We start from the raw sequence: 26,569 nt of genomic DNA on the forward strand, positions 1-26,569 counted from the left end.
ACCATCCGTTTTGTAACCGCACCGTTTTACAAACAACCAGGGTATATTTGTGGATGTTAAATAAAATCAGCACCTGGCTTTTTTTTAACCTCGCCGTTTTCATAACCCTGCTTATCAGCGGTGCGATGACCGCTTTGCACACAAACGAATTTTATAACGTAAAAATACGCCGGCAATACAGCGGATATCCGTTTGGCGGTGAAGGCCCCGCCCCTTATTATTATAAGACAGCGGCGTTGTATGCAACGACGCAGCTTATCTGGGGATTTGTTTTCCTTTTGGTTTTCCTGGTCACTGCCCGGGCGGCTTTTAAAAAACAAAAAAGAAATGGCTTGTTGCTCCTGGCCATCACAATCTTCCTTGTGTTATTACAACTTATCCAGGGGCAGATCTCAACCTGATCGCTTTTGGAATTACCAACCGATCTTCCCGGCAGCGGATCTATATCCGCAAATTATTGAGGCGCTATTGCCACCAAAGGCTGCGGTTGCGATCAACCGGGGCATATGACAGCCGCCACTTTAAAGAAAACCACTCAAACACCCGTAATCGCCGAATTGGCCTGATCTTGGTAGCATAAAATGGACGGGGATCGCGCCCGATGTTCCGGTCTTTAAAATACCCCTAACTAAACACATACGTTATGATTCCTTTAGATGGTGAAGTGCTCAATGATATCTCCCGTATTCATGCCGACCGGGTTGCGGGATACCAGCGGGCAATTGAGGAGTTACCCGATGCAGAAGACAACGATCTCCGTATTTTGTTTCAACAGTATATTGAAGACAGCAAGGCCTTTATGACGGAGCTGGCTACCGCCCTTGAAAAAATGGAGCTGCCGGTGCCGGGCGGCAGTACCCCTATGGGAAAAATTTACCGGGCCTGGATGGACATCAAGGCCTTTTTTACGGGCGATGAACGGCAAACGATCCTGAACAGCTGTGAGGCAATGGAAGATGCTGTAAAAAAGGCCTATGAAAGTGCGTTGAACCAACCCGGCCTGTTTCCGGAAATCTTCGAACTGATCAAAACACAAAACAAGCAATTACAAAAAGCCCATGCCCAGGTGAAGCGGTTGCGGGACTCCTGAAAAACGATACCTTTGGCACACGGCTACCATGCCTTTTTACGCAGCATTTAACCACCCGGATCAGATGAAAACAAGTGCAGGTATTTTATTGTATAAAAAAGACGGACAGGATCTGTACTTTTTCCTCGTGCATCCCGGGGGGCCTTTCTGGAAGCACAAGGATGCAGGCGCCTGGTCCATTCCCAAAGGGGAACTGTTGGCGGATGAAGCACCGCTTACGCGGGCCCGGATCGAATTTGAAGAAGAAACCGGGCAACCTGTCAACGGTACTTTTGTACCCTTAACACCCATCAAACAAAAAGGTGGAAAAACGGTATTTGCCTGGGCCGTTTCGGGAGATATCGATCCTGCCGCTTTACACAGCAACTCCTTTCCCCTCGAGTGGCCGCCCAAATCGGGCAGGATGATTGAAGTTCCGGAGGTGGATCAATGGGCCTGGTTTGAACCGGAAGAAGCCAAACTACGGATCAATCCGGCACAGGTGGCGCTGATCATTGAAACCACGGAGCTAGTTCGAGACAAACCGGAGTGAGTGCTTAAAAAATGTACGTTAACCTGTCCGGTTTCATGAAATCCCATTACAAAAAACAATCAGCCGATGGGGTAGTTTCCCAAACGAACCGGAGCGCTGTCCGGGTTAATGCAAGCGCGATCACCGTAATGAGAGGTGTCAAGTTCATCAGCTATTTTACCGTATAGAGCGCTGTTGATTCCTATGCTATTTCTGTAACTTTATACCATCCGCCAAAAAACAATTGTTATGAAATCAGCAATACCCCGGTCTTACCAATCCGTTCAAACACCGTGCGGCAACAATCCTTTACATGCGTTACTACGCCATTCATTCTTTATCTGCAACCTATGAAAATACTGATACTGCCGGCGCTTTTGATATTGCTGCCAATCGTCGTCCTGTTTTGCATCCTCCGGTACGGCAAAAGGCCAAACGGATTTTCCACTGGTTTAAAGATCCTTTTAGGCGTACTTTTTATTGCCGCAGGACTGCTCGTTACCTATTTCGCCTTCCTGCTTTCGATGGAAGGTATGTCCGATAAAAACATCCAGTGTGCCACCGGAGCGGTAGTCTTTATTCCCTTTGGCCTGCTCACCTATCTGGCAGGTGTACCCCTGCTTTTAGCCCTTTCAAAAAGACAAGTCCGGAGTTAAATTCAGTAACCGGTCTTAAGGCCATACCTGTTAACCCCGTGCATGGCCGGTCAAACGGAGGTCCGGCGCGGCGGATGCCCCCGCTACCGGCTTCAACTGCCCAACGGCAGCAAAGCACGGCAGACCGTAACGAACCGTTTCCTGTTCCATAACGGCGTTGTGCGTTACGAACTGTTTGCGCCCCCGCTTCCCCTCCCGGTGGTTGGCTATAGCAAGGCCAGGCTTGCTGTCTGTCCTATTGCTAAAAATCATCCTGGTTACGCTTTTCATTGTTTTTAATTTTTGAAACTGAATCAATGGATATTGCCTGCATAAAGTTGGGATATTTAAGTACCGGTTTCTTTTTTTGATCCCTTCTGACCCCTTCTGATCCCTCCTGATCCCTCCTGATCCCTCCTGATCCCTCCTGATCCCTCCTGACCTCGAAACGCATGTTTTCTGTATCCTTTCTGTATCGTTTGTATATCCTTTGTATATCGTTTCTGTATCCTGGCTATATCCTGGCTGCGGTGTTCGTATATCCTTTCTGTATCCGGCCCGGCGTAAAAAAGGCGGCAATTGGCTGCATTACCACCCGGCTCGTAGATGCAGCAGTACACCTATGCTGCTGAAAACCGCAAATGCAGCCGGGATATGCGCAAAAACGCATTACCCTCCATTTTAAGCAAGGCGATATGCTGACGGCATACGATGCGTTTACGCATTCCTCCTGAGTACTTAAAAAATGCGCATTGATGGGTATGGGTTCAACAACATCTCCTAACAACAAGTATCCCGTCGTTCGAGCGCGGTCGGAAAAACCTCATGCCTAATCATCCACAAATAATCTTCCACGCTTTTTTGCAGGAACGTTCCGCAGAGACCTCTTCGCTGTGGTTGAGGCAACGATAACCATTCCTGCCTGAGCGCGGGAATGGTACCATTGGCGGAGCAGCATCGCGCAGCAAGCATAACGGCGGGTAAAGAGATCCGTAAACGGAATGATCTCTTTACCCGCCGTTATAAAAATGCATGCGGTGCAATGCAGATTGCATCCGCTCTATGCTAATCCTCTGCTTTATTTTTGAGCATGGTTAGTAACACATATGCGTTCTTCGTTACAACCGATTGCGCCGGAACGGTGTCTTTAATTTCGGTAAACCCACCCATGGAAATACCGGCCGTTACCGGCTGCAGCCGGAATGTATGGGAATCAACCGCCATAAATATATAATGCTTCCCCTGCCATTTTACAACACCCTCATCCGGTATTGCAAGTGCCTTGCGGCCCTCTAACCGGATCTCCCCTGAAATAAAATTTCCAGGAAGTAATTCAGGTGCCGGCCGTTCCAGGTCGCAATGCACTTCCACCGCCCGGCTTTCATTGATGTTGTGCGTAATATATTCGATGCGGGCATTAAAACGGCGGTCCGGAGCGGCGGCGGCCGCAAAGCTCAGCTGCTGTCCTACCCTGAGGTCTGCCGCATCATTTTCAAAAACAATAAAATCTGCATGCAGGCGCGACGGGTCCACGATCTCGAACAACACATCCGTAGGCGCGATGTATTTACCCTGTGTGATATTCACTTTCGAAATATACCCGCTAATGGGTGCATAGATGTTTACAGTTCTTGAAATGGACGCACCGGTAAGCCGGTCCGGGTTGATGCCGATCAGCCGCAGTTTCTCCGCGAGGGCCCTTACCAGTATTTGCTGGCTCTCAAACTGCGCAACAGCCTGCTGGTGCACCCGCTCGCTGTTCGACTGCGTTTCGCTCAATGTTTGCTGCCGCTCAAAATCGGCTTTATCAAAGGTCAGCTTAGCCCTGGCCATAAGATAGTCTTGCTGCAATTGGATAAACGCCTGGTCTTCCAATTGTGCCATCAGCTGTCCTTTAACCAGGTGCATACCTGGTATCAGTTTAGCCGACCGGATATACCCGCCCATCGGAAAGCTAACGGCATGAACATGCTCCGGCGGAACATCGATGGTGCCGGTAACAGAAAGCGTGCGGTGCAGGAGTTGCTGCTCCGGTTTTCCAACTTCGATACCGGCATGCCGGTATTGCACACGGCTAAGCGTAACCTGTGTTTCTGTAATGGCCGCAGCCGTTGAATCAGCGGGCTTTTGCCCGTTCTCTGATGTACCTTTACAGCTGCAAAACAAAGCAGCCGCTGCAAAAAAATATAGGATCCTTCTCATGATGATTCTTTTTAATTGTTGCCTTGCAGCCGCTCAATTTCAAACGATGTTTCATTGAGTTGCTGAATCGTGTGAATGTATTGTGCCCGGATATCGAGCGACTGATTGACGAGGATGACCCAATCCAGCAGGCTGATTTCACCGGCATCCAGCTGATGGGAGGCTGTTTGAATGATGATTGCCGCATTGGGCAACAGCGATTGCTGATAACGGATGATCAGGCGGTGCCGCTGCTGGTAAGCCGTGCGGGCATTGTGCAGTTCCGTAGCCAGCCGGGCCTCCAGGTTCTTTAGTTCCAGTTGCTGTGCTTCCACCAGTGTTTTAGCGGCCCGCACCCTTGCGGTACCGGCTCCCCAAAAAAGCGGGAGGCCTACACCAACGGAAACCGTACTGAAGCGGCGGGATGGTCCATAGAGCACATCCCGGCTATCGGGCAGGGTTTGCCATCCGCGCATCGAACTGTTGGCATAGCCCAGGCTAATGGAAGGAAGCAGCTTACCCGATTCCAGTTTACCGGCCGCCTGGCTTTGGCTTAGAGCCGCCTGTTGCAACAGCAATTGCGGGCTTTGGTGGCCAGTTGCAGCAACCGCCTCCGGAGCCGGCGCATAAATCAAACTGTCTGCCACCGGATCCAGGTCCGACGCAGCCTGGGTAAGATAACGCAGCCTGTTGGTGCTCATCTGCCGGTCTGCGAGCAGTGCCTGCAACTGCGCGTCTACCTGCAACCGTTGGTTTTCTGCAGCACTGGACTCCAGCCGGTCTGCCGCCCCGGCCTTTAACCGGTTGCGGGCTTTTTCTGCCACCCGCGCATAAATGCTGTCCGCATAACGCAGCAGCTTTTCCTTTTCCTTAAGCACCAGCAAACCGTAAAACAATTGCTTCAGCTCTGCCCGGAGATCGGTTTGCCGGCTGATGGTTTCGGCCTTGCTTAGTTCAGCATCCGCCTGCAGTACGGCTTTTTGTCTTGCATAAACAGCAGGAAACTGGATGGTCTGACTGATGGCGAAACGCGTGTCGCCAAGCACGCTGTTCAGCTGGCCATATTCGGCGGTAACCGCCGCTTTTTCAGGATCAAAGCCGGAAGCCACCAGTTGCCGGCGGTACCGTTCATGAAAGGCTGAAGCCTGTAAGCCTGGGTGATTCTTTTGCAACAGGGCGGTTGCCTGCTGCAGGGTAACCGGTGTTTGCGCTGTTGCCGTGATGCCGGCCGTGCAGCATAGCACCAGGGCGGCCACTGCAGGGCTGCGCCGCTTAAAATATTTAAAGCCTCTCTCAAAAAGAATATAGAATATGGGCAATACAAAAAGTGTAAGCAAGGTAGAAACGATCAGTCCGCCAATCACAACCGTTGCCAGCGGCTTTTGCACGGCTCCACCCGCACCGGTACTAACGGCCATGGGTATAAAGCCCAGGGAGGGCACCAGGGCCGTCATCAATACGGCGCGCAATTTAGATTTGGTGGCATGGATTACGATGCGCCGCTCATCCTTCCAGCCGAGTTTTTTCAGCCGGTTAAATTCGGACACCAATAATATGCCGTTCAAAACTGCCACACCAAAAAGGGCGATAAAACCAACCCCTGCGGAAATGCTGAAAGGCAGGTCGCGGATCCACAGGGCTAATACCCCGCCTATCGCCGACAACGGAATGGCCGTATAAATCAACAGCCCTTGTTTTACCGATCCAAAAGCAAAATATAACAACAGGAAGATCAGCAGCAATGCTACCGGCACCACAATGCTGAGCCGTTCCTTTGCCGCATTCATGTTTTCGAAAGAGCCGCCATATACCAGTTTATAATCTGCCGGCAGGTGCAGCTGTGTTGCTACCTTTTGCTGCAGTTCGGTTACTATGGACTGTACATCCCGTTCGCTTACATTAAAACCGATCACGATCCTCCGACGGGTATCTTCGCGCTGTATCTGGTTTACACCTTCCACCTCTTCAATGGAAGCTACCTGCGAAATGGGTATCTGCTGGCCATCGGGTGTGGGCACCAGCAAATTGCGCACATCGCTTAAATGCTGCCGCGATTCATTGTTTAGCCGCACCACCAAATCAAAACGGCGTTCCCCTTCAAAAACCTTCCCGGCGGCCTGACCCGCAAACCCGGTGTTCACCGCCCGGTTTACATCCTGTACGTTCAGGCCAAACTTTGCCATTGCATCCCGGTTGTACCGGATCACCACCTGGGGCATGCCGGTAACCGTTTCTTCATACACATTGATCGCGCCCGGTACGGTTTGAATGATACCGTTCAGCCGGTGTGCATAAGCACTCAGTGAGTCCAGATTATCGCCGAATATTTTACACACCACATCCTGCCGCGCACCGGTCATCAGCTCATTAAAACGCATCTGAACGGGAAACTGGAAACCTACGGTAATCCCTGGCACCGCCTTTAGTTCCCCGGTCATCCGCTCCGCCAGCTCCGGGAAGGTACGGGCTGATGTCCATTCTTTTTTGGGCTTCAGGATCACCATCATATCACCCGCCTCAAAGGGCATGGGATCGGTGGGTATTTCGGCACTGCCGATCTTGGTGACCACTTTGGTAACCTCGGGAAACTTTTGAAGCAATATCGAAGATGCCTGCTGGGTATATTTAATAGTGTTATTCAGATTGCTGCCGGTAAGCAAGCGGGTTTCTACTGCAAAATCGCCCTCTTCGATCTGCGGGATAAATTCGCCGCCCAACCGCATCAACAGGAAAACAGCAGTTGCAAACAGCGCCAGGGTAGCAGCAATGATGGTTTTGGGAAACCGCATTACCCGTGCAAGTACCGGCTGATACCGTCGTTCGAGCCAGATGGTCATCCGGTCTGCCAGTGTTTTCCGGTGACTGAGTTTCTTTTTCAGCAACAGCGCATTCATCATCGGAACATAGGTGATCGATAATACAAAGGCGCCCAAAATGGCAAACGCAATGGTCCAGGCCATCGGTTTGAACATTTTCCCTTCGATCCCCTGTAAGGACAGGATCGGGAAATAAACGATCAATATAATGATCTGGCTGAACACGGCCGAATTGATTGTGCTGCCGGTTGACTGCTGTACTTCCGCATCCATCTGGCTTTGACTGATCCGGTCTACCTTTCTGAAATGATGCGCATGCTGAAAACGGTGCAGGATGGCTTCCACCACAATCACCGATCCGTCTACAATGAGCCCGAAGTCGATAGCACCCAGGCTCATCAGGTTGCCACCAATACCAAACAGGTTCATCAAAATGATCGCAAACAACATCGACAGCGGGATCACGGAAGAAACGATCAGCCCCGCCCTGAGGTTGCCCAGGAAAAACACCAGCACAAAAACCACGATCAGCGCACCTTCAAGCAGATTTTGCTCCACCGTTTCAATGGCATTATTCACCATCTTGGTACGGTCTAAAAAGGGTTCCACCACCACCCCTTCCGGAAGCATTTTCTGAATTTCCGCAATTTTTTGTTTAACGCTTTTTACTACTACGGATGCATTCTCCCCCTTCAGCATCAGCACCACTGCCCCGGCCACTTCCCCCTGATCGTTATAGGTCATGGCCCCATAGCGGATGGCCGACCCCAGCCGCACATCGGCAATATCGCGCATCAGCAGCGGAACACCACCGGGTAACTGCCGTACCACGATTTTCTGAATATCTTCCAGACTGGTGGTTAATCCTTCACTGCGGATATAGAGTACCGTGGGGCCTTTTTCAATATAGGCGCCGCCGGTGTTTTCATTATTCCGCTCCAGCGCGTCGAAGAGTTCCGTAAGGGTGATATTGCCGGCCTTTAACCTTGCCGGCGATACGGCGATTTCATATTGTTTCAGCTGACCGCCGAAGCTGGATACTTCGGCCACACCGGGTGTTCCCAGCAACTGGCGGCGCACCACCCAATCCTGCAGGGTGCGCAACTCACGTACATCATATTTATTTTCATACCCCGGCTTCGGACGTACCACGTACTGGTAAATTTCGCCAAGGCCTGTAGATACCGGTGCCAGTTCAGGCGCGTCAATGCCCTGCGGAAGATCCCTGGTAACCTGTTGCAGGCGCTCATTCACCTGCTGGCGGGCCCAGTACAGGTCGGTTTCATCGGTAAATACAATGGTTACCAGTGAAAGTCCGAAACGTGAAAAACTGCGGATCTGTTTGAGACCCGAAATATTACTGCAGGCCTGCTCTACCGGAAACGTGATGAGGCGTTCTACATCCGGCGCCCCCAGCGAGGGCGACACGGTGATCACCTGCACCTGGTTATCGGTAATATCAGGAACTGCATCAATCGGCAGCCTTGTTACTTCGTACCCACCCCAGCCAGCCAGCGCCAGTACGAAAAGGCCAATGATCAGCTTGTTCCTTATGGAAAAGCTGATAATCTTATTCAGCATAAATGATTCGATTATAAAAATAGATAAACAACCGCCGCAACAGAAGCGGCAGCAAACCAATCAAGGCAGGACTGTATCTTTTCCGGGGGTCGTTTTCATAAACATCCTCCGGGTGAAAATGTCTTACCCGTTACAACAACGCCTACCGGCTGATGAAGCAACGCTTTTAGCCATGCCCCCTGGTACAAGAACATATGATCCCTGTAAAAACGGGGAAACAGATACCAGGAAGTTTTTTGATACAGTCGCAGAAACGGTTATGCGTACCTGGGAGGCTTTAGCAACGCATGTAGATAGCCCTTCGGCAAATCGGAATTCCTCGGAAGAAAGAAGATCCGCGACGGACGGAACGGTGTTGGTGTTTGACCCGAATACCGGGCAGGGATCAGGAACACCTGGTAGAGATTGATGGTAAAACTTTTAAAGGGCAGTTGCTCGTCTTCCTGCTGATCATTATCTGCAATATCGGTACCCCAGTAATGCATTTCCAGGAAACCGGCCAGGGAAAGGGAATGATCCCGTTCCACATGCTGAAAATAATGCTGCACCAGGAACGCAACCCGGAAGAACTGGCCGAACTCGGTATGGGTGCAAAGCATTAAGCCAATAACCAGGTATGCCAGTTTCCTTTTCATCGCGGCAAAACTAGCAGTTTGCAGGGAGATAGCCTATAATTATCAGCGTTTTCATCCCTGGAAACCTTTCAGCCCGGGTATGCATGCGCTTTAGCAGCTTTTGAACTGCTCCTGAACGCGATATCAATACAGATCTATTTAAAACCACTACCCGTTCATGCTTTATGCATTTTGCTGTACAAAAAAAGAAAGCATGCCGGTGCATTTTAAACAGTCTTCCGGCTGCCCGATGTGCTTATGATTTCCTTTATCCGGATGCAACCGGTGCGTCTATCCGGTTTTGCGGAACAAGTGATGGTTCAGATCAATGCCCGGTCATCTTCCGGATAAAATCCACCTCTGCATTCCTGTAAGGTGTGCCATCCGTTCTGAAAATATCATGAAACCAAAGCTCCGGTTCCGCATCATATGTTTTTGTCCAGCTGTCCCAGGCATAGATCGTTTGCGATTTGCCGGCCACAAATCCCCAATTGATCATCCCTACCCTGTATTTCTTTGCAATGGGTAAAAAGGATTCGAACGTACTGCCGTTGGGTCTTGCCATATATTCTGTACAAATGATGGGCCGGTTGAACCGTTGTAACCAGCGGATCTTTTTTTCGAACAATTCCGGCTGATCATAGGAATGAAAGGTAATGATATCGGATTGCTCAAGCTGCAATTTATCAATGGGACGCAGGTGCGCCTCCGACCAGTTGCTGCCCGCCCATATACCGGAGGTCAGCGGCTGTGAGGGATGAACGGCACGGGCCCATTCAAATACCTTTTTCAACAAGGGCAATACATAGACTGTTTTATCAGGCAATTCCAATTGGTCGTAGGAAGGAATATTCCTGTTATCCGGTTCATTCCAAACATCCCAGGCCAGGACCCGTTTGTCTTTTCCAAACCTGCGCAAGAGGTCTTTTACATAGGTTTCCAACCGGCCATAACCAGCCGTATCTTTTAATGCCTGCACACCCGGGCTCTGCACCCAACCGGAATTATGTACGTGCGGGCGGGGTGCCGGCTGTGTGCCCCACCGGGGATAGGGATCCCAGCAGGAATCAAAAATGGTGAGCAGCAGTCTGATACCCTGCTTTTCTGCAAGGCCCAGTACTATATCTAACCGTTTAAAAAAACCTTCGCGGTCATACAGGTATAAAAGATCATGCAGGTATACCCGCATCGTATTCATCCCCAGGGAGTGTGCATATGCAAATTCGCGGCTGATGGTTGCGGTATCAAAACTTTCCGGCCGGAACATTTCCAATTGGTTAATCGCCGTACTCGGCAAAAAATTGGCACCTACCAGCCAACGCTGTTGTGCATACCAGGAAGCAGCCTGCTTTTCAGTCCACCGGGCCCGCGCCTGCTGCTGGCCAGTTGCATGCGGCAACCATATGGCTGCCATCAGTACCACCATCCAAAACACCCTTAACGTACTTTTCCCACACCGGGATAAATCATTTTTTTTCATACTCTTTTTTTAACCATTTTGTATCACGGTACACGTGTTGTTTCAATCCCTTACTTCTCACCACATGCATGCACGATTCCATATGCCGGTCCCATAGGATGGTTGTGGTTTCATTTTTCGCTTTTGGCGAACCGGTGTTAGGATTACATTGCTTTGTAAAACTCTTCAAGATTGAAATTCCGGTAGCGGATCACATCGCCGTTGGATTTATAACAGATCAGGTCGTTTTGATTGATCGAAAACATTCGTATATATTTATCCAGGAACCCATCTCCTACCTTGGTAACGGAAGCCAGCGCCACGTTTGCGGGCATATCCACATTCCCCAAGCGATACGCCAGCAATCCCCAGGAATGACTGCTTAAGATAGCACCCCTGATAACGGCCTGTCCGCGGTGATCATAACCGAAATCCGTACGCACCACTCTTCCGCCGGCAAAACCGGTTCCATTGTATGCATTAAGATTCCAGTTGGTTGCCGTGTTCGTAAACAGTCCTACCGACATACTTGGATTGGGGCCCATGTACCACCGGTCTCCGGAGGTACGCACCCATGATTCGGGTACGGTGATCACTCTTACCGGATCGCTTACAACCGGTGCCTGATCCGGGGTTGCCGCGCCGGCATTCATCCGGTAAACCGCCCATCCGCCCGAAAGATTTCCTGTAAGAAATACGACCCGGTCGAAGCCACTGAACCAAATGCCAAACACTTTATCGGGCGTTAGGCCGGAATACATTTTAACAGGATTACCCAGGGTCTTATTCCCATTTCCGGCCAGTGGATACATCCACAAATTACCGGAGGCATCCCGCATCATCAGGTCGCCATAATAATCATTCAGGATGGTGCCGGGATCCTTGAGCGCAGGAATATTACCAATCAGTTCCCCCTGCGGAAAACCCACCAGCCGGAAGATATAATACAACCTGTTTTTCTGCATATCCACCTTTACGGTGGTATCCGTTACACCGAAGGCCACCGGAAGGATATAATCCGTATAGGGCGTCAGTTTTTGCGTATGGACCGTAAGCGGCATCCGGGGGGTAACGGATTCACCGGCTTTTAAAACGGCCTGCCCGCTGATGCTGTAACTTTCCGGTGGCAACAGGAGATAGCCGGTTTTATTCTGAACATTATAAGCATCCACATCTGCCTGGGACAGGGCTTCAACCGTAAGGTCCAGATCCTTTGTAAAAGGTGTAGTACCGCCCTTGCTGATGCTATAATAAAAAGTGGTATCCGGCGACGCGGAAATATAAAGCTTCTTTTTTACAGAATCCGCTGCAAACGCATCCGTAAGGTACAACCGGTCATACACCTGTAGTATACCGGTATCCGCGTCGTCCGGAAAGGTTTCCTTGGCACATGAAACAACACTAACCAGTCCCAGGCCTGCGAGGATCAGCATTGCAAAAGATTTTAACCGAATAAGCATGTGAATATTTTTTACTGATAGAATTCTGATTCAAACCGGTCGATCCATACACGGCCGTCCGACACCACCGAAGGAACCGCCGTTCTGAACCAGTATAATAACTGCGCAGCTACATCTTCTTTCCGAACCGAAATAGAGGGTGTAAGCGTAAAGAGATTGGCCGGGTTAAACCGCACATTATAAGCGATCATAAACCCGGGCGCTACATTTGCATCGTTCCGGAGCCCGCTTCCGCCCTGCGTTGTCGTAAGCAGTACCATCCAGTTTTCCTTTTGATATGTTGGCCGCTTCTGTACAGCACGCACCATTTCTTTAATATATCCATCAATCGTACGCAGGGCATCGGCAACGCTGCCGTCGGTGAAGCCGTTTTGAATACCGGCTTGCTGGGCGCTGATAAACTGGGTGATCACCAGGTCCGGATCTTTTGTTTTCAGCTCCGCCACTGCCTGGCTACCGGTAGCAGCATCATCTGCCGTTACCAGCCGGTTATTGGCATCCGCCAGCAGCGTATGTACCAGGTTATACCAGGGGGCTATTGCCGTTATTTGAATCGACTGGCTTTTGTTATGTAAATGCCGCAATGCCGTTAAATTGACCGGCACCGGTATCTTATTGGTCGAATCTACCGGTGTGGCATAAAAGGTACTGTCGTAGATCCGGTGACGCAGTGTATCATTGCCGGTCATCATACTGGCCCAGGAGGCTGCATTGGTTACCGGTTTGGGTGCAGCTGCCACATTCCAGGTATACTTCGATTTTGCCAGCAACTCCTGTATAAACGCCGGTTTGATGGTATTGAGTACTTCGGCGGAGACCCCGTCAATGCTGATGAATAACATTTTGCGGCGCTGCAACGCACTGGTATCGGCAGCCGGCCGGTAGGGGTCATCGATGGTACCCGGATCGGGAAATTTTGTACAGCCATTGCCGCCCGCCAGCACAACCGCATAAAGAAAAAAGTAAAGGACCGGATGGATCTTCATGTCAAATTTATTTTTCAGTTTAGGGTGCCAGCATTCCGAATTCGGAAAATACGCCCTGGTAATTATCGTTTGTTCCCCAGTTACCGTTAATGGTAAACCTGATATACCGTACATTGTTTACCCGTGGAAAATTTCTCAGGATCTGCGTCTTGCTTACCTTTTGCGCATCGGCACTCCAGTTCAGGTCTGCCGGGATCCAGTCCGGGCTATCATTGGTTAGCAGGGTGGAACTCAGATAACAACTGGTATAACGGGGATAGTAAACCGAGGTTCCGTCAACCGCATACCAATAGCCCCCTACATTATTGAATTTTCCCATATCGAAAATAAACCAGTGTGGCAGGGCATGGCGGGTTGCCGGGCTCAGTGCTCCCCGCTGCAACCAGATGCCGGGCATCTCCATATTTCCATCCAGCAGGTTGGATGCATAAAATCCCCGCTCTGCTTCCTGGCAGCAAAAATCAATGGCCAGCCAGCCGGAGCGGTCCAATATCCGCGAAGGTACCGGCACAGGCCGGGTGCCACCAGTGTCGGTTACCGGGTTGTAGTTATAGATATCCTTGTTCAACCGGGGATATTTTGCACCGATAGAATCTACAACAGGTCCTGAAGGCAACAGCGACCAATAGTAAAAGAACGGGTACAGGTCTGTTTGAGCAAACTCACTTGCATACTGGTAAAACAGGTTTATTTTTTCCGGGTTTGAATAAGTTTGCCGGAACAGGTGCCGCATCCGGTAGTCTACATATTGCATCAGGTCGTACCCGTTAACAGCCGGATTGAGGCTGCTGATCTTATCTAATAATTGTACAAACGGTATGAGTTTGATGAGGTACCCATTGGTCCGCGCGGAAAGGTCGGTTGCAAAATTGCTTTTTACCGTTTTAGGTTGCCGTACGTACCACAGCGCCGTATCCACCGCCAGCTTCATAGCGGGGTTCAGTTCCCGGATATTGATACCCAGCCGGTCGGCCATCTTTATCGAATACAGGTTGGGTGCGGTTTCCAGTATATCGGCCCAAACCCAGGTGGCGGTTACATTATTGCGCCCGATTTCAGAAAGGGTACGCCAGACCCCCTTTTTGGTGAGCTGGTCCAGGTTGGCGATCTCATTTGCAAAAAACGCCTCGTCCATCTGGAGCACCACCGGCTGATAAGCGTGTGCATAGGCGGCGCGGGGTTGTGCATCCATGATCACCCATACCGGCAGCTCCGGTGCTTTGTTTAACGAATCGGTGGTAGCATCTTCCAATCCCTTCCACCGGTAAATATCCTCGCCAATGATGCGGTCCCATTCCTGCATCAACGCCGTTGGCCGGATTACGGGATGCTTGTCAAAAAAGTATTTGGGCAATTCAAAAATGATCCGCTTACCGCGCAGCTGAACCCAGGGAACAGAAGACTGCTGCATACGCTCTGCCCATTCGGTATCGGTACTTTCGCCCAATACAAAGTCCGGTGACCGTACCGCACCACTAATCTTCAGCGATGCTTCCTTTACCGAGGTGTTCTGCGACGCCAGGATATAGATACTCCCTCCGTATAAATTACGGATATAGTTTTTGCCGGCACTTAACAATGCGATGCTGTAAATAAGCGGATCCCTCCTGGGGAACGGTGTTCCGCTGAGGTTATCCGTCCACCCCCCGATCTGGGCCTTCAGTCCCACAACCCCTTCCGGAACCTCAATCAACACCGGTTCTCCGGCGGGCGCATACAAACCCGTGCTGTATTGCTGGGGGGGCGTGGCCACGATCCGTAAATCACCGGGATATACATACTTTTGATCCAGCCGGATGGTTACGGTTTCGCCCGCGAGCCGCGGTTCTGCGGCACCCACCAGCCCGGGGAACACCCTTGCCACATCCAGCTTGCTGAAATCATTGCCCAATGGCTTGCTGCTGGATGCCGCAGTAGCTCCGGACTGACCCGGGTCCGTTCCATCTTCGAACCGGTAGCCATATTTTTTACAGGATAGCACTCCCATCAACAGGGCTCCCAACAACCATAAATAAACACTGCGCATAGATCGTTTTTTTTAAGGATACAATATCAGTTTTGCAATATTGGCCACCGGTTTGTTATCAAATAAACTAAAGCTGCCTGCGAGGATCACGCTTCTTATGCCGCCGGCGGTTTTGGTTTCCAGCATATCCAGGATCTGGCCGTTAAAAGCCCCCAGACTGTTATAGCCGGACGTAAGGGTTCCATCCGGATTCAGTATCATGAATCCGCGCCTTGTAATTGCAACGGACGCATCCGGATTGGAATACTTTTCAAAACTGCCGCTCACGATCACCTTACCATCGCTCAACTGTGCGGCATAGTTAACCAGCTGCCCCCTGTTTGAAGCGGCCTGCACCATATTACCCAGCCGGAAAAAAGGATCTACAGACCCATCTTCATTTAACATCACCAATCCATAGGGGGTGCTTGCTCCGTTAAACATGGTAAACGCACCGGTAACCAATAGCTTCCGTGTTACCGGGTTATAGGTAATGCCTGAAATAGCGGCATTGGCACCCGCACCTATATTGAAACGGGTATCAATCCCCCCGTTATCATCCAACATAAAGATGCGGTTGGCGCTCATTCCATTATAAGAAGTAAAACTTCCTACCACAATAATTTTACCGTTGGGTGCCGTTCCGTTGTACAGCTGAACGGCACCGGTTATGGATCCGTTTGTTCCGTCTGTCGGCGACCGGGGTTCGTAGCTGTAGGCGGTATCCAGGATGCCGGTTTGCGATAAAGCGGCGATCTGTTTCATAGGCGTCCCGATCTTGTAAACATTTTTTGCAGTAGACAGACTATAATCACTCAGGTAGTAATTATTAAAACCGCCAATGCAGATGATGCGCCCCTTGGCATCGATAAAGGCCCGGATCACCACATTATCAAATCCCCCCGTAAAAACGGGCAGGGTATCCATATTATTTTCTACAATATTGGGATCCGGATTGTACACGTTCCGCACCAGTGAATCCATCTTACCATCTTCCAGTATACGGGTGATATTGTTGATGCCACCGCTGCCTCTTCCGTTATAGGAACTAAAGCCGCCATAGATCAGGTATCCCGGATACTGACTGAGCTCACAAATGCCCAACAGCCTCCCGTTGGGTCCGTTGCCAATGGTAAGATCGTTCCGGAACAGCCCTGTTAAGGGATCCAAAACCGTAAGGTAGCGGAACAAACTGGTTCCATTGTAATAACTGTTTTGGTTAGGACGGTAAGAGGCTTCTGAATTCCAGGTGGTAAAATCACCTGCAAGAAAAAGGTACTCCGATGTGGCATATTTTTTATTGTACAGCGCTCTTATAGCCCCGTTTACTCCCGTGCCCAGGATATTGGCGCCGAGCTCATTTTTACCAACCACGTTAAACGCGGAATCAAACACCGCTTTTCCGGATACATTAAAAACCGGCCCGTAAAAGTTCCGGTTATTAACCACCAGCTTGGCCGCTCCCGAGGAAGCAAAATCCGGGACAATCACTGTTAACAAGCTATCCGCCACATTGATTGAATCGATGGCCGCCTGCACACCGTTTATAAAGAATGTTGTTGTGCCACGGTACCGGGCCACTGAATCCAGGCCGGTAATTTTAAACGAAACCCGGTCGCCGATATTCCCGCTGGCCGGCACGGGGTTTAAACCAACAAAGGCAATGGTATTTACCGGTGCATCCCGGTAAGCACCAGCATATACCTGGTCTGTTTTCCTGTAACAGGCCATGAGTGTTATTAAAAAGCAACACCCCAGCAAAAACATGCCATTCCGTTTTTTAATCATACTTCGTCTGTTTTAATGCACACTGCTGTAATATTTTGCCTGCAACCAGGCCTGGTAAGGATCAAATCCGAAATAATGCGAATAGTAGATCAATACGTGGATCATCCCGTTCGAGGGTTGTATGTTACAACTGGCTACGGGCCCCTGCACCCAGTTTTGAAGCGGCGAAGCTTCACTGGGTACATAGTTCAGGTATAACCGCCGGTAGCCTTTGTATTTTAATCCCCGGGCATCTGTAAATACGGTTCCGATATTCATTACCTGGCCGCTGACCGAATTGGCATATTCACCGGAGAACGAATACAGGTTGCTAAAATCCAGCTGGGGAAAATCTTCAATTCCTCTTACCCCCTGGAACATATACATCATGAGGTTGTTGCGCCAGAATTCGGGCTTCAGATCCTCCAGTCCTGTTAGTGTATCCATCCCCGCCGCCCTGAAATTCTGATTGATGTAATAATAGGTTTTCATGATACTGGAATCGGCCGGTGCAAAAAATGTGAGACTGCTGTCCTTAAAATAATTTTCCAGCTTCGCAATTTTTATTACCTGCAGCAATGTATCAAACAGCTCGGGATTGGCCTCAAAATATTGCAGCATGTTTCCGTTAAACCGGGCAATGCTTTGTCCCGTATCAAAATAATATTGCTTTTTACAACTGCCCAGCAATGCAATACCGATCAGCAGTAACAACATCCATTTAAAGTATCTTTTCATATTTGCCAGTTTAATTATAGCCAGAATGTATTTGGTTTTATCAGCGGGTTCCGGCGCATTACTTCATTGTGTATCGGATAGGTCCAGGCACCGCTTACAAACTCTTCATAACTGATCGCATTGGGGGTGTACTTGGAGTCGAGAATATGCCGGGTACGTACAAGATCATAAAACATGGTTCCCTCCCCCATCAGTTCCCGCTCCCGTTCCCACCAGATGGCATCTTCCAGTGTAATGGTATTGGAGGCGGAGGCCGTTTTAACCATATTGCCACCGGCAAACGGCTCGGCGCCGGCGCGCTGCCGTATCTTATTCAGCTCGGAGAGCGCTTCATCATACCGGCCCAGTTTCTCCAGGGCCTCCGCCCGCAACAGGATGGCATCTGCCAGGCGGAACAGGATTTTATTATCGTTGGGATTTTCATTTTCACCGGAGGTGCCATAGGTATTTATGAATTTGAGGAATACAAACTGCCCGGCCGTGTTGTACATATTATCCCGTTCAAACCACAGGTCCATGCGCCGGTCAACATTTCCGTTGTAGGCAGCATCATACAGGCGGTGCAGGTATTCGCTGTTATAATAAATATAGGTGCTGTTTACATTCCGTTTATAGGGCGTGCGCAATACAATATCCGCAAGGGTTACCAGCAGGCCGAAGGTTTCCCCGTAGTTAAAGTCCTGCCCAACTTCAAACAGGCTTTCCCTGGAGTTTCCTTTAAACAGGTCTTTCATATTATCCAGGGACAACAGCTCATAGGATCCTTCATTCTGGTTCACCAACAGATTGCCCAGATCGGCTACCTGCTGGTAATATTCCGTGGCATGTTCTTCATCAAAGCCGGCCATCCACATGTACATTTCCATCATAAGCGCATAAGCGCCTCCTTTCATGGCTCTTACACCTCTCAGTGTAGGATCGGGATAGGTCCAGGGCAGGTCACTTACCGCCGACCGGAGTTCTTCGATGCAATTTTTAAATACCGTCAGCTGACCGGTACGTTCATGTTTACTCTTATCGTTGGCATCAATGATATAGGGTACATCTCCGAAATGACGTACCAGCAAATAGTAGGTAACGCTTCTTAAAAACTTCGCCTCGGCCTTGTATCGTGCCCGGTCTGCATCCGCCAGCCCGGCAATGCCCTTTGCATCTACATTTATCAACAGCGTATTGGCCGCATTTACTACCTGGTAAAGGAACCCCCAGTCCGACATATTGTCAATACCAAAGGTAGCCGCCGACCAGTTATTGTAGGCTCCCTGCCACCATTCGTCGGACCGGAGCAGCCCTTTCATATCGTTGTTATTAAACAGCGGGATATAGCTGCGTGGAATGCCGGGCTGATCCGATGCGCCGGAGATCGTCCAGGCTGTTGCCCGCAGATCTCCGATGGCCAGCAGCGTATGCCCGCCCATTGCAGTGTACCTGCGCAATAACGTATAAGCGCCCGTAGTAAACCGCTCTACGTCATCACGGGTTTTCCAGAAATTATTGCCCGACATTGCATTGACCGGATCTACATCCAGGTATTTTTTACAACTGCTGAGCGATCCGGTAGCAATGACCGCTATTAACAGCAGGATGAATATTGTTGTTCTTTTTATCATGCGTTGCCTGTTTAAAATGTTACATTCACTCCAAGACTGTATTGCCGGGGGTTAGGATATCCATTGGGATTATCGCGTCCCAGGTCACTTACGTTCTCCGGGTTGGGGCCGCTGTAATGACTCAGCACCAGCAGGTTCTTTCCTGTAAAATAGATCCGCGCATTGCTGATCAGGAAACGGCTCACCCAGTTTTTATTCAATGTATATGAGAAGGTGACATAATTGAATTTAAAATAAGAACCATCTTCCATGAACAAGGTCTGGTTATACCGGAAGGCATCAATTAACCGGTTCTGCTGATAGTCCAGCGGATACGGATAAGTAGCATTATCCCCCGGCTGTTTCCAGTAATTATACTGGCTGATGGGTGGTAATACCTGGGTGGAGCTAACATTGGCATTATCCGGGTTGTAGAAATACTGGAAGGTGCGTGCCAACGGTGTATTCAGCACATCGCGAAAAAAAGTGAAGGAGGTACTTAAGGTAAGTCCAAAATTCTTATAGGTGAGTGTATTAATAATCCCTCCCGTTAGCTTGGGCTGCGGATCGCCCACGGCCACCCGGTCGTTGGCGTCTATTTTATAATCCCCATTCAGGTCCGCAAAGATCGGGTCACCGGCCGTAAGGTACTGACCGTTGATCTGCATCCGTTTTCCCGTCATCGGATCATAGGGTACATCTGCGTTGGTGGCATAAACGCCCTTTGTATTGTACAGCAGGTTGCCCAGCGGGTTTCTACCCAGGCGGTAAAGTACAGGCAAGCCCAGTAAATCGTTGGGGTTGTATACGATCTGCCGCATATGCTCCGGCAGCCCCGTAAGTATACTCCGGTTAAACGCACCATTTATTTGTAACCGCCAGTTGGTTTTACTGTTGAAGGCCAGCGGCCGGAACGAAAGCGTTAACTCATGTCCGTAGTTTACAATACTTACATTATTTCCCGGCATCCGGCTATAGCCTGTTTCCCTGGGCAGCTCCACATAGTAAACCTGGTCGTCTACGATCCGGTAATAATAATCATAATCAATCGTGATCCGGTTCTTTAAAAATCCGCCTTCAAAACCCAGGTTATACTGGATGGTTGATACGGGCAGGAAAAGCGGATTGGCGGCGGTTCCGTAATCCATCAGCACCGTGGGCTGCCCCATATAGGTACCGCTGGGATAATAGCGTCCGTAAGCGGTAAAGATATCCCCCTGCGGTGAAACCGTTTTTCCCCAACTACCGCGGATGGCTCCGTAATCCAACCAGGAAGCCTTATTCATAAAGCGCTCTTTGAAAAAGTTCCACCGGAAAGCGATGGACGGGTTCTGGCGGTAACCCGCCAATGGCCCCGTAGTAGAAGATCCGTCCTGCCGGAAGTTCACATCCAGCACATACTTCTGTAAATAGTTATAGGAAACTGTTCCACCATAGGCAAATGTTTTCCCGTTTACCGGTGCTCCCAGCGTACCATAAATGGATCTTGCCAGGTTAAAACCTACCGGACCGGATATTTGATTATTGGGAGCGCCATACAGAAGGGAGTAGTTGGTATTGACCAGATTGCCGGTGATCTCGGAAAATACAAAGGCACTGAAATTATGCGTGTTCTCTCCAAAGCTTTTTAAATAGCTGAGTGCATTCCGATTTTGATAGCCATTGGAATTACGGCTGTAGGTATTATACTGTGATTGGGATACGGAGCCCGTCGAAAGGCCATACTGACTTCCGGAGTTGAGCCAGGAGGGATAAAAGGTATTGCTGGTGGCCGTTTGAAAATTAAAGTTCCCCTCCGTTTTGAAGCGGAGTCCCTTTGCCAGTTGCAGTTCCAACGTAAGGTTGGTCAATATTGAATTGGTCTTGTTATCATCATCAATCTGAAATGCCGCCAGCGCGTCGCTGTTTTCCGTATATACATCCGGAGGCGGCAGCAATGTGGAAGCCATGCCGCTGGTGGCCACACCGGTTTGCAGCAGGCCCACCCCACTGCCCTTTTTGTTGGTAGCGCTGGTTGCCGTAATAGCGGCCAGCATGCGGAATTTACTGTCCTTCGTCTGGTAAATGGTATTCATACCGGCTGAATACCGTTTCAACCCGGTGTTCTTAATAATCCCGTTTTCTTCGTAATAAGACACATTCACCTTATAGTTAAAGCTGGGATCCCCTCCGGAAAAGGCCAGGTTATGGGAATGGTTATAGGTGGGCCGGTAAAACAGCGACTGCCAGTTGGTGGAGTTATTCAGATAGGGGTTTAAACTATCCGACAACAGGTAGTTCATGTTTACCTGTGCCATTCCGTATTGCCGGGAATACAGGTTGTTTTCCACCACCTGCATGATCTTTAGCGCCCGCTCCATGCGGCCTCCGTAAATTGGCCGCAGTGTAGGTACATCACTGAGGAAAAGGTTGCCGATATAACTGATCTGCGGCCGTTTGGACCGGCCTCTTTTTGTGGTAATGATCCAAACCCCGTAGGCGCCTCTTGAACCGTAGGCGGAGGTGGCTGCCGCATCTTTTAATATTTCGATGCTCTCCACATCTTCTGCAGGTAACAGTGCCAGGGGACTGATCCCTGGTCCGGCCTGGGCAAACCCGTACTCATTATCGGTATTGGGATCAACCGGCACCCCGTCAATAATGATCAGCGGCTGGGCGGTAGCCAGGTAGGCATCATTTCCTTCTCCCGTTACCGCAATGCTCGATAATCCGCGCTGGAAGATGGAACTTTTAGCACCCGGAGCTCCACTGGTATTCTGAATATTTACGCCGGCCACTTTTCCCTGCAACAGATCCACTACGCTCGACGCCGGCACATCCTTGATATCTTCTGCACTGATAACGGTTGTAGCGGCCGTTGAAATTAACCGGTTCTTTTTTTGAAAGCCCACGACCACCACCGTATTCATCGAGTTCTTTGAATCATCTGCTTCCATTTCAATCACCACCTGCGTGGTGTCGTCTGTAACCGTATAAGCGGCAGCGCTATAGTTTACATGCGATACCTGCAGTTTTGCTCCGGCGGCTGCTTCTATGGAAAAATGTCCTGCGGAATCCGATTGCACCGACCGGCTGCCCCTCGAAATTGTAGCTCCCGACACAGCCGTACCGGTTGCTTTATCCTGGATACGGCCTTTTACCACACGCTGCGCCTGCGCAGCAACCTGCATCAGTAGAAAAACCGATATTGTAAGTACCCAAATTCTCATAATATTCTTTTTAATTGCAGTGGCGGCCTGTTTAATAATTCGTAAACCTCGGAGAGCTGTTTTTAAAATGAAACACCAGTTCCCAATCGCCCTTTTCATAAATCGCAAATTCAAAACGCAATTTTGCACTTACACCCAGGCCGGTGGGTCCCAGCCGGTAATAAGAAAATGCCACGTTGGCCCTGGTTCCGCTGGTATTGGTATATTTTGTGGGGAAGCCATTTACCAGGGGCAGCGGGTAGGCCACATCATATTTCACATAGCCGGTTGTTTGCTGCCGGTTAAATCCATGCAGTAACTGTCCCCAATCTGTAGTATTAAATAAAGCAGGGTCAAGTGCATTATACGCGGAATCCAGGAACCGGAAGGTGATGCTGCTGCCGGTATCCTTTTTTGTCAGAAAAATATCCACATCCGCAGCGGTCATGGCAAGGCCGTCCTTTTGCCGGGTCATTCCGGAAATTTCCGTGGGCTTAACCGCCGGATTGGTGATCATGCCGGTTTCCACATTATAATTAGAGGGCTCATATGGCCGGGGTTTGTAAGGCCGGAACCGGAGGTTATAAAAATACTTGCTGGCCCCGGAATTGGACACTTTTACGTTAAATTTATAACCGGAATCCGGCCGGGTAACCAGGTGCGAAACATCCATACCGGACCATACAAGGATCTGTCCGGAATGCTTCCGGATTTCAAAGATCCGGTGGTACTCAACGGCTCGCTTGTTTTCAATTTCCTCCAGGGACGTTTCCTTACCGGTGTAGGTTTCCGCATTGCTCTTCCATACTTTAACCGGATATACGTCGGCATTTAATTCGGGTGCGGGCTGTCCGTCATAGCGTTTGAGGTCTACCATTTCAAAGGTTACCGGCTGAGAGGTATTGCCAAAATTGAAGTTGCCATCATAAACCGTATTCCGGCCCAATGTAGGCGCATAATCAATAGTGGTAAACCGTGCATCCACATCCAGGGAGTCCTTGTCTTCCGGAACATATTTTGCACAGGAAGCGGCTCCTGCAACCAGCAGCAGGCAGATCATTATTTTTCTCACTGTCATAGTCATCCTGTTAATGATTAATACAACCACAGTTCGGCCAGGTTTACATATTTATAGGAAGCAAAACCACCATAGTTCTGCAAAACGGTAAAGCGGAAAAAGCGGGCGTTGTACCGTTGGGGAAACGCGAACCGCTGCTTTGCGTAAACGGTAAAACTGAGGGTTTCCGGAAACGAAAAGGTATCGCTGCTCATCCATTGAAGCGGTGCTTTTGTTTGTGTGGTATCTGCGGCAAACTCCATCAGGAAGCGTACAGTTCTTCCCGGCCATGCCGATGAAATGGTTTCCTGCCGGTTCTGTACGGCCATACCGCTCAGGTTATTATTCCGGCCCATATCCACCGTAAAATAATACGGTGCAGGAATGTCCCTGTATCCCGCATATCCCGGGTAAAGGGTTTGCCAGAAGGTTACCAGGCTTCCGTCGAACGCGTGGGTTACAGTACCCCCTGTTGTGGTGGCCGGTGCAATGGAGTGCCAGCTGAACGGTTTCCACAAACTGCGGTCAATGGAAAAATCGGCCAGGGTACTGGTAAAACTGGAAAAACCAAATTCATGATCCTGTGCCAATGTGTGTATCAAAACACTTCCGGCACGGGCCGTGGCTACGGAACTGGTATAGGCCGACTTCCAGAAGCGGCGGAACAGGGAGAAATTCATATCCGAGAATTCAATCACCTTCGGACCGTTATTGGCCGTACCCGCCGAGCTTTCCAGGATCGCTTTCAGATTCATTTTATACGCGTAATCGTAGGATGTAAAGGGTATGCCGCCGGAAGCCTGTGCCAGTTCTTCAAATGGATGGCTGCCGTCAACAATATACCGGGCCATCAGCACCCGCAATCCTTCATAGTTAAACATACCCGAGTCTGGACGGCTGAGGTCATATTGCCCGGGCTTCAGGTACAACGGCGCACTGTCGATTGACCTGCGGTAGTTATTGAAGTTTTCAACAGCACGCTTAAAGCTGTTGTTGGGAATTGCAAAAAGGGTAACACTGTCGCCTGAAGTAATTTTCCGGATCATATCCGGGTACCGGCCAAGTACCACCAGCATGGAATCATAGACCCCGTTCTGGCTTTTCAGGTATTCTATAGCGTTACCGTTATACACTACCGGCGCTACCTGCATTCCATAGTAGGCTGTTTCCTTTTTATCACAGGCCAGCAGGAACAACATCATCAACAGGCCTGGCCAGAAAATAGAAACCATTTTTATTTTCATCGTTACTTTCTTTTTTAAACCACGGAGCATCAGCTGTGCCTTTATTTCCAATAAGGATTTTGTTCAATCAGGGGATTCTTATCCATCACTTCCTGCGCCACGGGCCAATAAATACCGCCGCGGTCAATCAGCTCATTGAAGGCCGGGTCCGTGCGCATAATTTTATTAAACCGTACCTGGTCATACCAGCGGTTTCCCTCACCCACCAGCTCTCTTCTGCGTTCCAGGAAAATATCAACCAGCAGCTGACGCATGTCCTCCGGCTTGCTTCCGCTTACCAGCCAGGGATTCAGTCCTCTCCGTTTGCGGATTTCGTTCAGTACCGCCCAGGCATCATTATAATTCCCCAGCACATATTGCGCCTCGGCCCGGATCAGGTAGATGCCCTCAAAACGGGCAATGGGTATACAGGAGCCAAAAATGGTGAACGGACTATTGGTATATTCCATATTGCGGAACTTGGAAAATACCGGGATCGCGTTATAGTAATTGGTAAAATAAACGGTTCCATAATTTTTAAATTCAAACTGGTATGGATTCCGGGCATCATTTACCGAATAAAACATCTGGCTGATCGTATCCCGGGTAATGTACAGGTCGGGGCGGTTGCGGGCCACATAGGGATTGGCCAGCGTAAGCGACTCCAGGTGCCCTACCCCGCTGGGACCCGATTCCCGGTTGGCCATGCGGTAAGGAAAGGCCAGTACCTGGTAGCAATAACTTCCGTTGTTCGGAATGCCATTGCTGTAAAACACACTCCGGGTGCCGGCCAGCAAGCTCGTCACCTCTGAAGTTTCAATAAACTTTGTACGTGTTTTTCCCAGCTCCACCGCAAACTTGTAGGAGTAGTTATAGGCGTTCTGGTAATCGCCCATCCAGGCATAGATCTCGGCCAGTAATGCCACACACTGATAATAGCCCCAGAACGCATTTCCCCAAACATTCCAGCTTTCCCCGTAATAATTACCATTGAACCCGAGTTTGGATTTATCATTGCCCCCGAACTCAGTGGGCAGACTGTCCATATAGTTGCGGATCTCGGAAATGCAAAAATTGAGTACCTGTTTTTGCGGTGTGCGGGCTACCTGCAGCGTATTGCCGTCTTTTGTTGCATTAACAATAAGCGGCACGTCTCCCCATATCCGGGAAATATAGAAGTAGTTAAACGCCCGGAGCAGGTGCGCCTGGGCAATATCCACCTTGCAGTTGAGCTCCGAATACCGCAGGTCCGCCTTACACTTTTGGGCATTTTCGATAAAGGTGTTACAGCCATCAATAGCGGCATAGAAGCGGCGCCAGTTGGTGAGCTGAATGATCTCCGGATAACTTTTATTCAGGTTATTGCCAATGATCGCATCCAGATAGCCGCCCTTTGTGGAGGCTGTAAAATCGCCCTTCCGCAGCTCTCCATACATCCAGTGCGCATTATTCTCTGCCAGGGCCGCACGAGTAAGCCCGTAAATGCCCACCAGCCCGGCCTTTGCATCATCATAGGTTTGCCACATTGCCATCCGCGGTGAAGCCGCCGACGATTCAATATCCAGTTTTTTACTGCAGGCCGTCAATGCCAGCAGATAAAAGACCATTAAGCAGGTTAAGATACTATTCTGTTTCATACATTCTATCTTATAATTCCTTTTCCAGGTGC

General features: G+C 49.8%; 19 protein-coding genes. 4 read left to right on the forward strand and 15 right to left on the reverse strand.

Annotated elements, in window-relative coordinates:
* The first annotated feature begins 53 nt into the window (after positions 1-53).
* The 4 genes from LQ567_RS07055 to LQ567_RS07070 all read left to right on the forward strand — a co-directional run bounded on the left by LQ567_RS07055 (position 54) and on the right by LQ567_RS07070 (position 2,257).
* Positions 54-401 carry a hypothetical protein gene (locus LQ567_RS07055; RefSeq protein ID WP_231003583.1) on the forward strand — a complete coding sequence of 116 codons (348 nt, stop codon included), beginning with the start codon at positions 54-56 and terminating at the stop codon, positions 399-401.
* A gap of 242 nt (positions 402-643) precedes the next feature.
* Positions 644-1,090, forward strand: coding sequence for a PA2169 family four-helix-bundle protein (locus tag LQ567_RS07060; protein WP_231003586.1), 447 nt, complete (start codon positions 644-646; stop codon positions 1,088-1,090).
* Between the two features lie 64 nt (positions 1,091-1,154).
* Positions 1,155-1,622, forward strand: coding sequence for an NUDIX hydrolase (locus LQ567_RS07065; RefSeq protein WP_231003587.1), 468 nt, complete (start codon positions 1,155-1,157; stop codon positions 1,620-1,622).
* A gap of 329 nt (positions 1,623-1,951) precedes the next feature.
* Positions 1,952-2,257, forward strand: coding sequence for a hypothetical protein (locus tag LQ567_RS07070; RefSeq protein ID WP_231003589.1), 306 nt, complete (start codon positions 1,952-1,954; stop codon positions 2,255-2,257).
* A 30-nt stretch (positions 2,258-2,287) separates the two neighbouring features.
* On the opposite strand, the gene LQ567_RS07075 is transcribed toward LQ567_RS07070, so the two are convergent.
* The 15 genes from LQ567_RS07075 to LQ567_RS07145 all read right to left on the reverse strand — a co-directional run bounded on the left by LQ567_RS07075 (position 2,288) and on the right by LQ567_RS07145 (position 26,537).
* The gene (locus tag LQ567_RS07075; RefSeq protein ID WP_231003591.1) at positions 2,288-2,527 is read right to left on the reverse strand and encodes a hypothetical protein; all 240 of its coding nucleotides are present in this window, start codon (positions 2,525-2,527) and stop codon (positions 2,288-2,290) included.
* Between the two features lie 774 nt (positions 2,528-3,301).
* On the reverse strand, positions 3,302-4,438 hold the full coding sequence (locus LQ567_RS07080; protein ID WP_231003592.1) for an efflux RND transporter periplasmic adaptor subunit: 1,137 nt from the start codon (positions 4,436-4,438) through the stop codon (positions 3,302-3,304).
* 11 nt (positions 4,439-4,449) lie between these two features.
* Entirely contained in the window at positions 4,450-8,814 is a 4,365-nt protein-coding gene (locus tag LQ567_RS07085) for a CusA/CzcA family heavy metal efflux RND transporter (RefSeq protein WP_231003594.1), read from the reverse strand.
* A gap of 257 nt (positions 8,815-9,071) precedes the next feature.
* Entirely contained in the window at positions 9,072-9,449 is a 378-nt protein-coding gene (locus LQ567_RS07090; RefSeq protein ID WP_231003596.1) for a hypothetical protein, read from the reverse strand.
* A gap of 304 nt (positions 9,450-9,753) precedes the next feature.
* Positions 9,754-10,908 carry a cellulase family glycosylhydrolase gene (locus LQ567_RS07095; protein ID WP_231003597.1) on the reverse strand — a complete coding sequence of 385 codons (1,155 nt, stop codon included), beginning with the start codon at positions 10,906-10,908 and terminating at the stop codon, positions 9,754-9,756.
* A 143-nt stretch (positions 10,909-11,051) separates the two neighbouring features.
* On the reverse strand, positions 11,052-12,320 hold the full coding sequence (locus LQ567_RS07100) for a DUF1735 domain-containing protein (RefSeq protein WP_231003599.1): 1,269 nt from the start codon (positions 12,318-12,320) through the stop codon (positions 11,052-11,054).
* 38 nt (positions 12,321-12,358) lie between these two features.
* Positions 12,359-13,333, reverse strand: coding sequence for an alkaline phosphatase family protein (locus LQ567_RS07105; RefSeq protein ID WP_231003600.1), 975 nt, complete (start codon positions 13,331-13,333; stop codon positions 12,359-12,361).
* A 19-nt stretch (positions 13,334-13,352) separates the two neighbouring features.
* Entirely contained in the window at positions 13,353-15,359 is a 2,007-nt protein-coding gene (locus LQ567_RS07110; RefSeq protein WP_231003602.1) for a M60 family metallopeptidase, read from the reverse strand.
* 12 nt (positions 15,360-15,371) lie between these two features.
* Positions 15,372-17,126: a DUF5008 domain-containing protein gene (locus tag LQ567_RS07115; RefSeq protein WP_231003605.1), complete on the reverse strand. Its 1,755-nt coding sequence runs from the start codon at positions 17,124-17,126 to the stop codon at positions 15,372-15,374.
* Between the two features lie 12 nt (positions 17,127-17,138).
* Positions 17,139-17,843, reverse strand: coding sequence for a hypothetical protein (locus tag LQ567_RS07120; protein WP_231003606.1), 705 nt, complete (start codon positions 17,841-17,843; stop codon positions 17,139-17,141).
* Between the two features lie 14 nt (positions 17,844-17,857).
* Positions 17,858-19,453 carry a RagB/SusD family nutrient uptake outer membrane protein gene (locus LQ567_RS07125; RefSeq protein ID WP_231003608.1) on the reverse strand — a complete coding sequence of 532 codons (1,596 nt, stop codon included), beginning with the start codon at positions 19,451-19,453 and terminating at the stop codon, positions 17,858-17,860.
* An 11-nt stretch (positions 19,454-19,464) separates the two neighbouring features.
* A complete protein-coding gene (locus LQ567_RS07130) occupies positions 19,465-22,641 on the reverse strand; it encodes a SusC/RagA family TonB-linked outer membrane protein (RefSeq protein ID WP_231003609.1) in 3,177 nt (1,058 codons plus the stop codon).
* A 31-nt stretch (positions 22,642-22,672) separates the two neighbouring features.
* Entirely contained in the window at positions 22,673-23,698 is a 1,026-nt protein-coding gene (locus tag LQ567_RS07135) for a DUF5007 domain-containing protein (RefSeq protein ID WP_231003611.1), read from the reverse strand.
* A 17-nt stretch (positions 23,699-23,715) separates the two neighbouring features.
* Positions 23,716-24,921, reverse strand: coding sequence for a discoidin domain-containing protein (locus tag LQ567_RS07140; protein WP_231003613.1), 1,206 nt, complete (start codon positions 24,919-24,921; stop codon positions 23,716-23,718).
* A 41-nt stretch (positions 24,922-24,962) separates the two neighbouring features.
* Positions 24,963-26,537, reverse strand: a complete 1,575-nt coding sequence (locus LQ567_RS07145; RefSeq protein WP_231003615.1) for a RagB/SusD family nutrient uptake outer membrane protein — start codon at positions 26,535-26,537, stop codon at positions 24,963-24,965.
* Positions 26,538-26,569: the final 32 nt, after the last annotated feature.

This window comes from Niabella pedocola (assembly GCF_021044425.1).
In the GTDB taxonomy this organism is placed as follows: domain Bacteria; phylum Bacteroidota; class Bacteroidia; order Chitinophagales; family Chitinophagaceae; genus Niabella; species Niabella pedocola.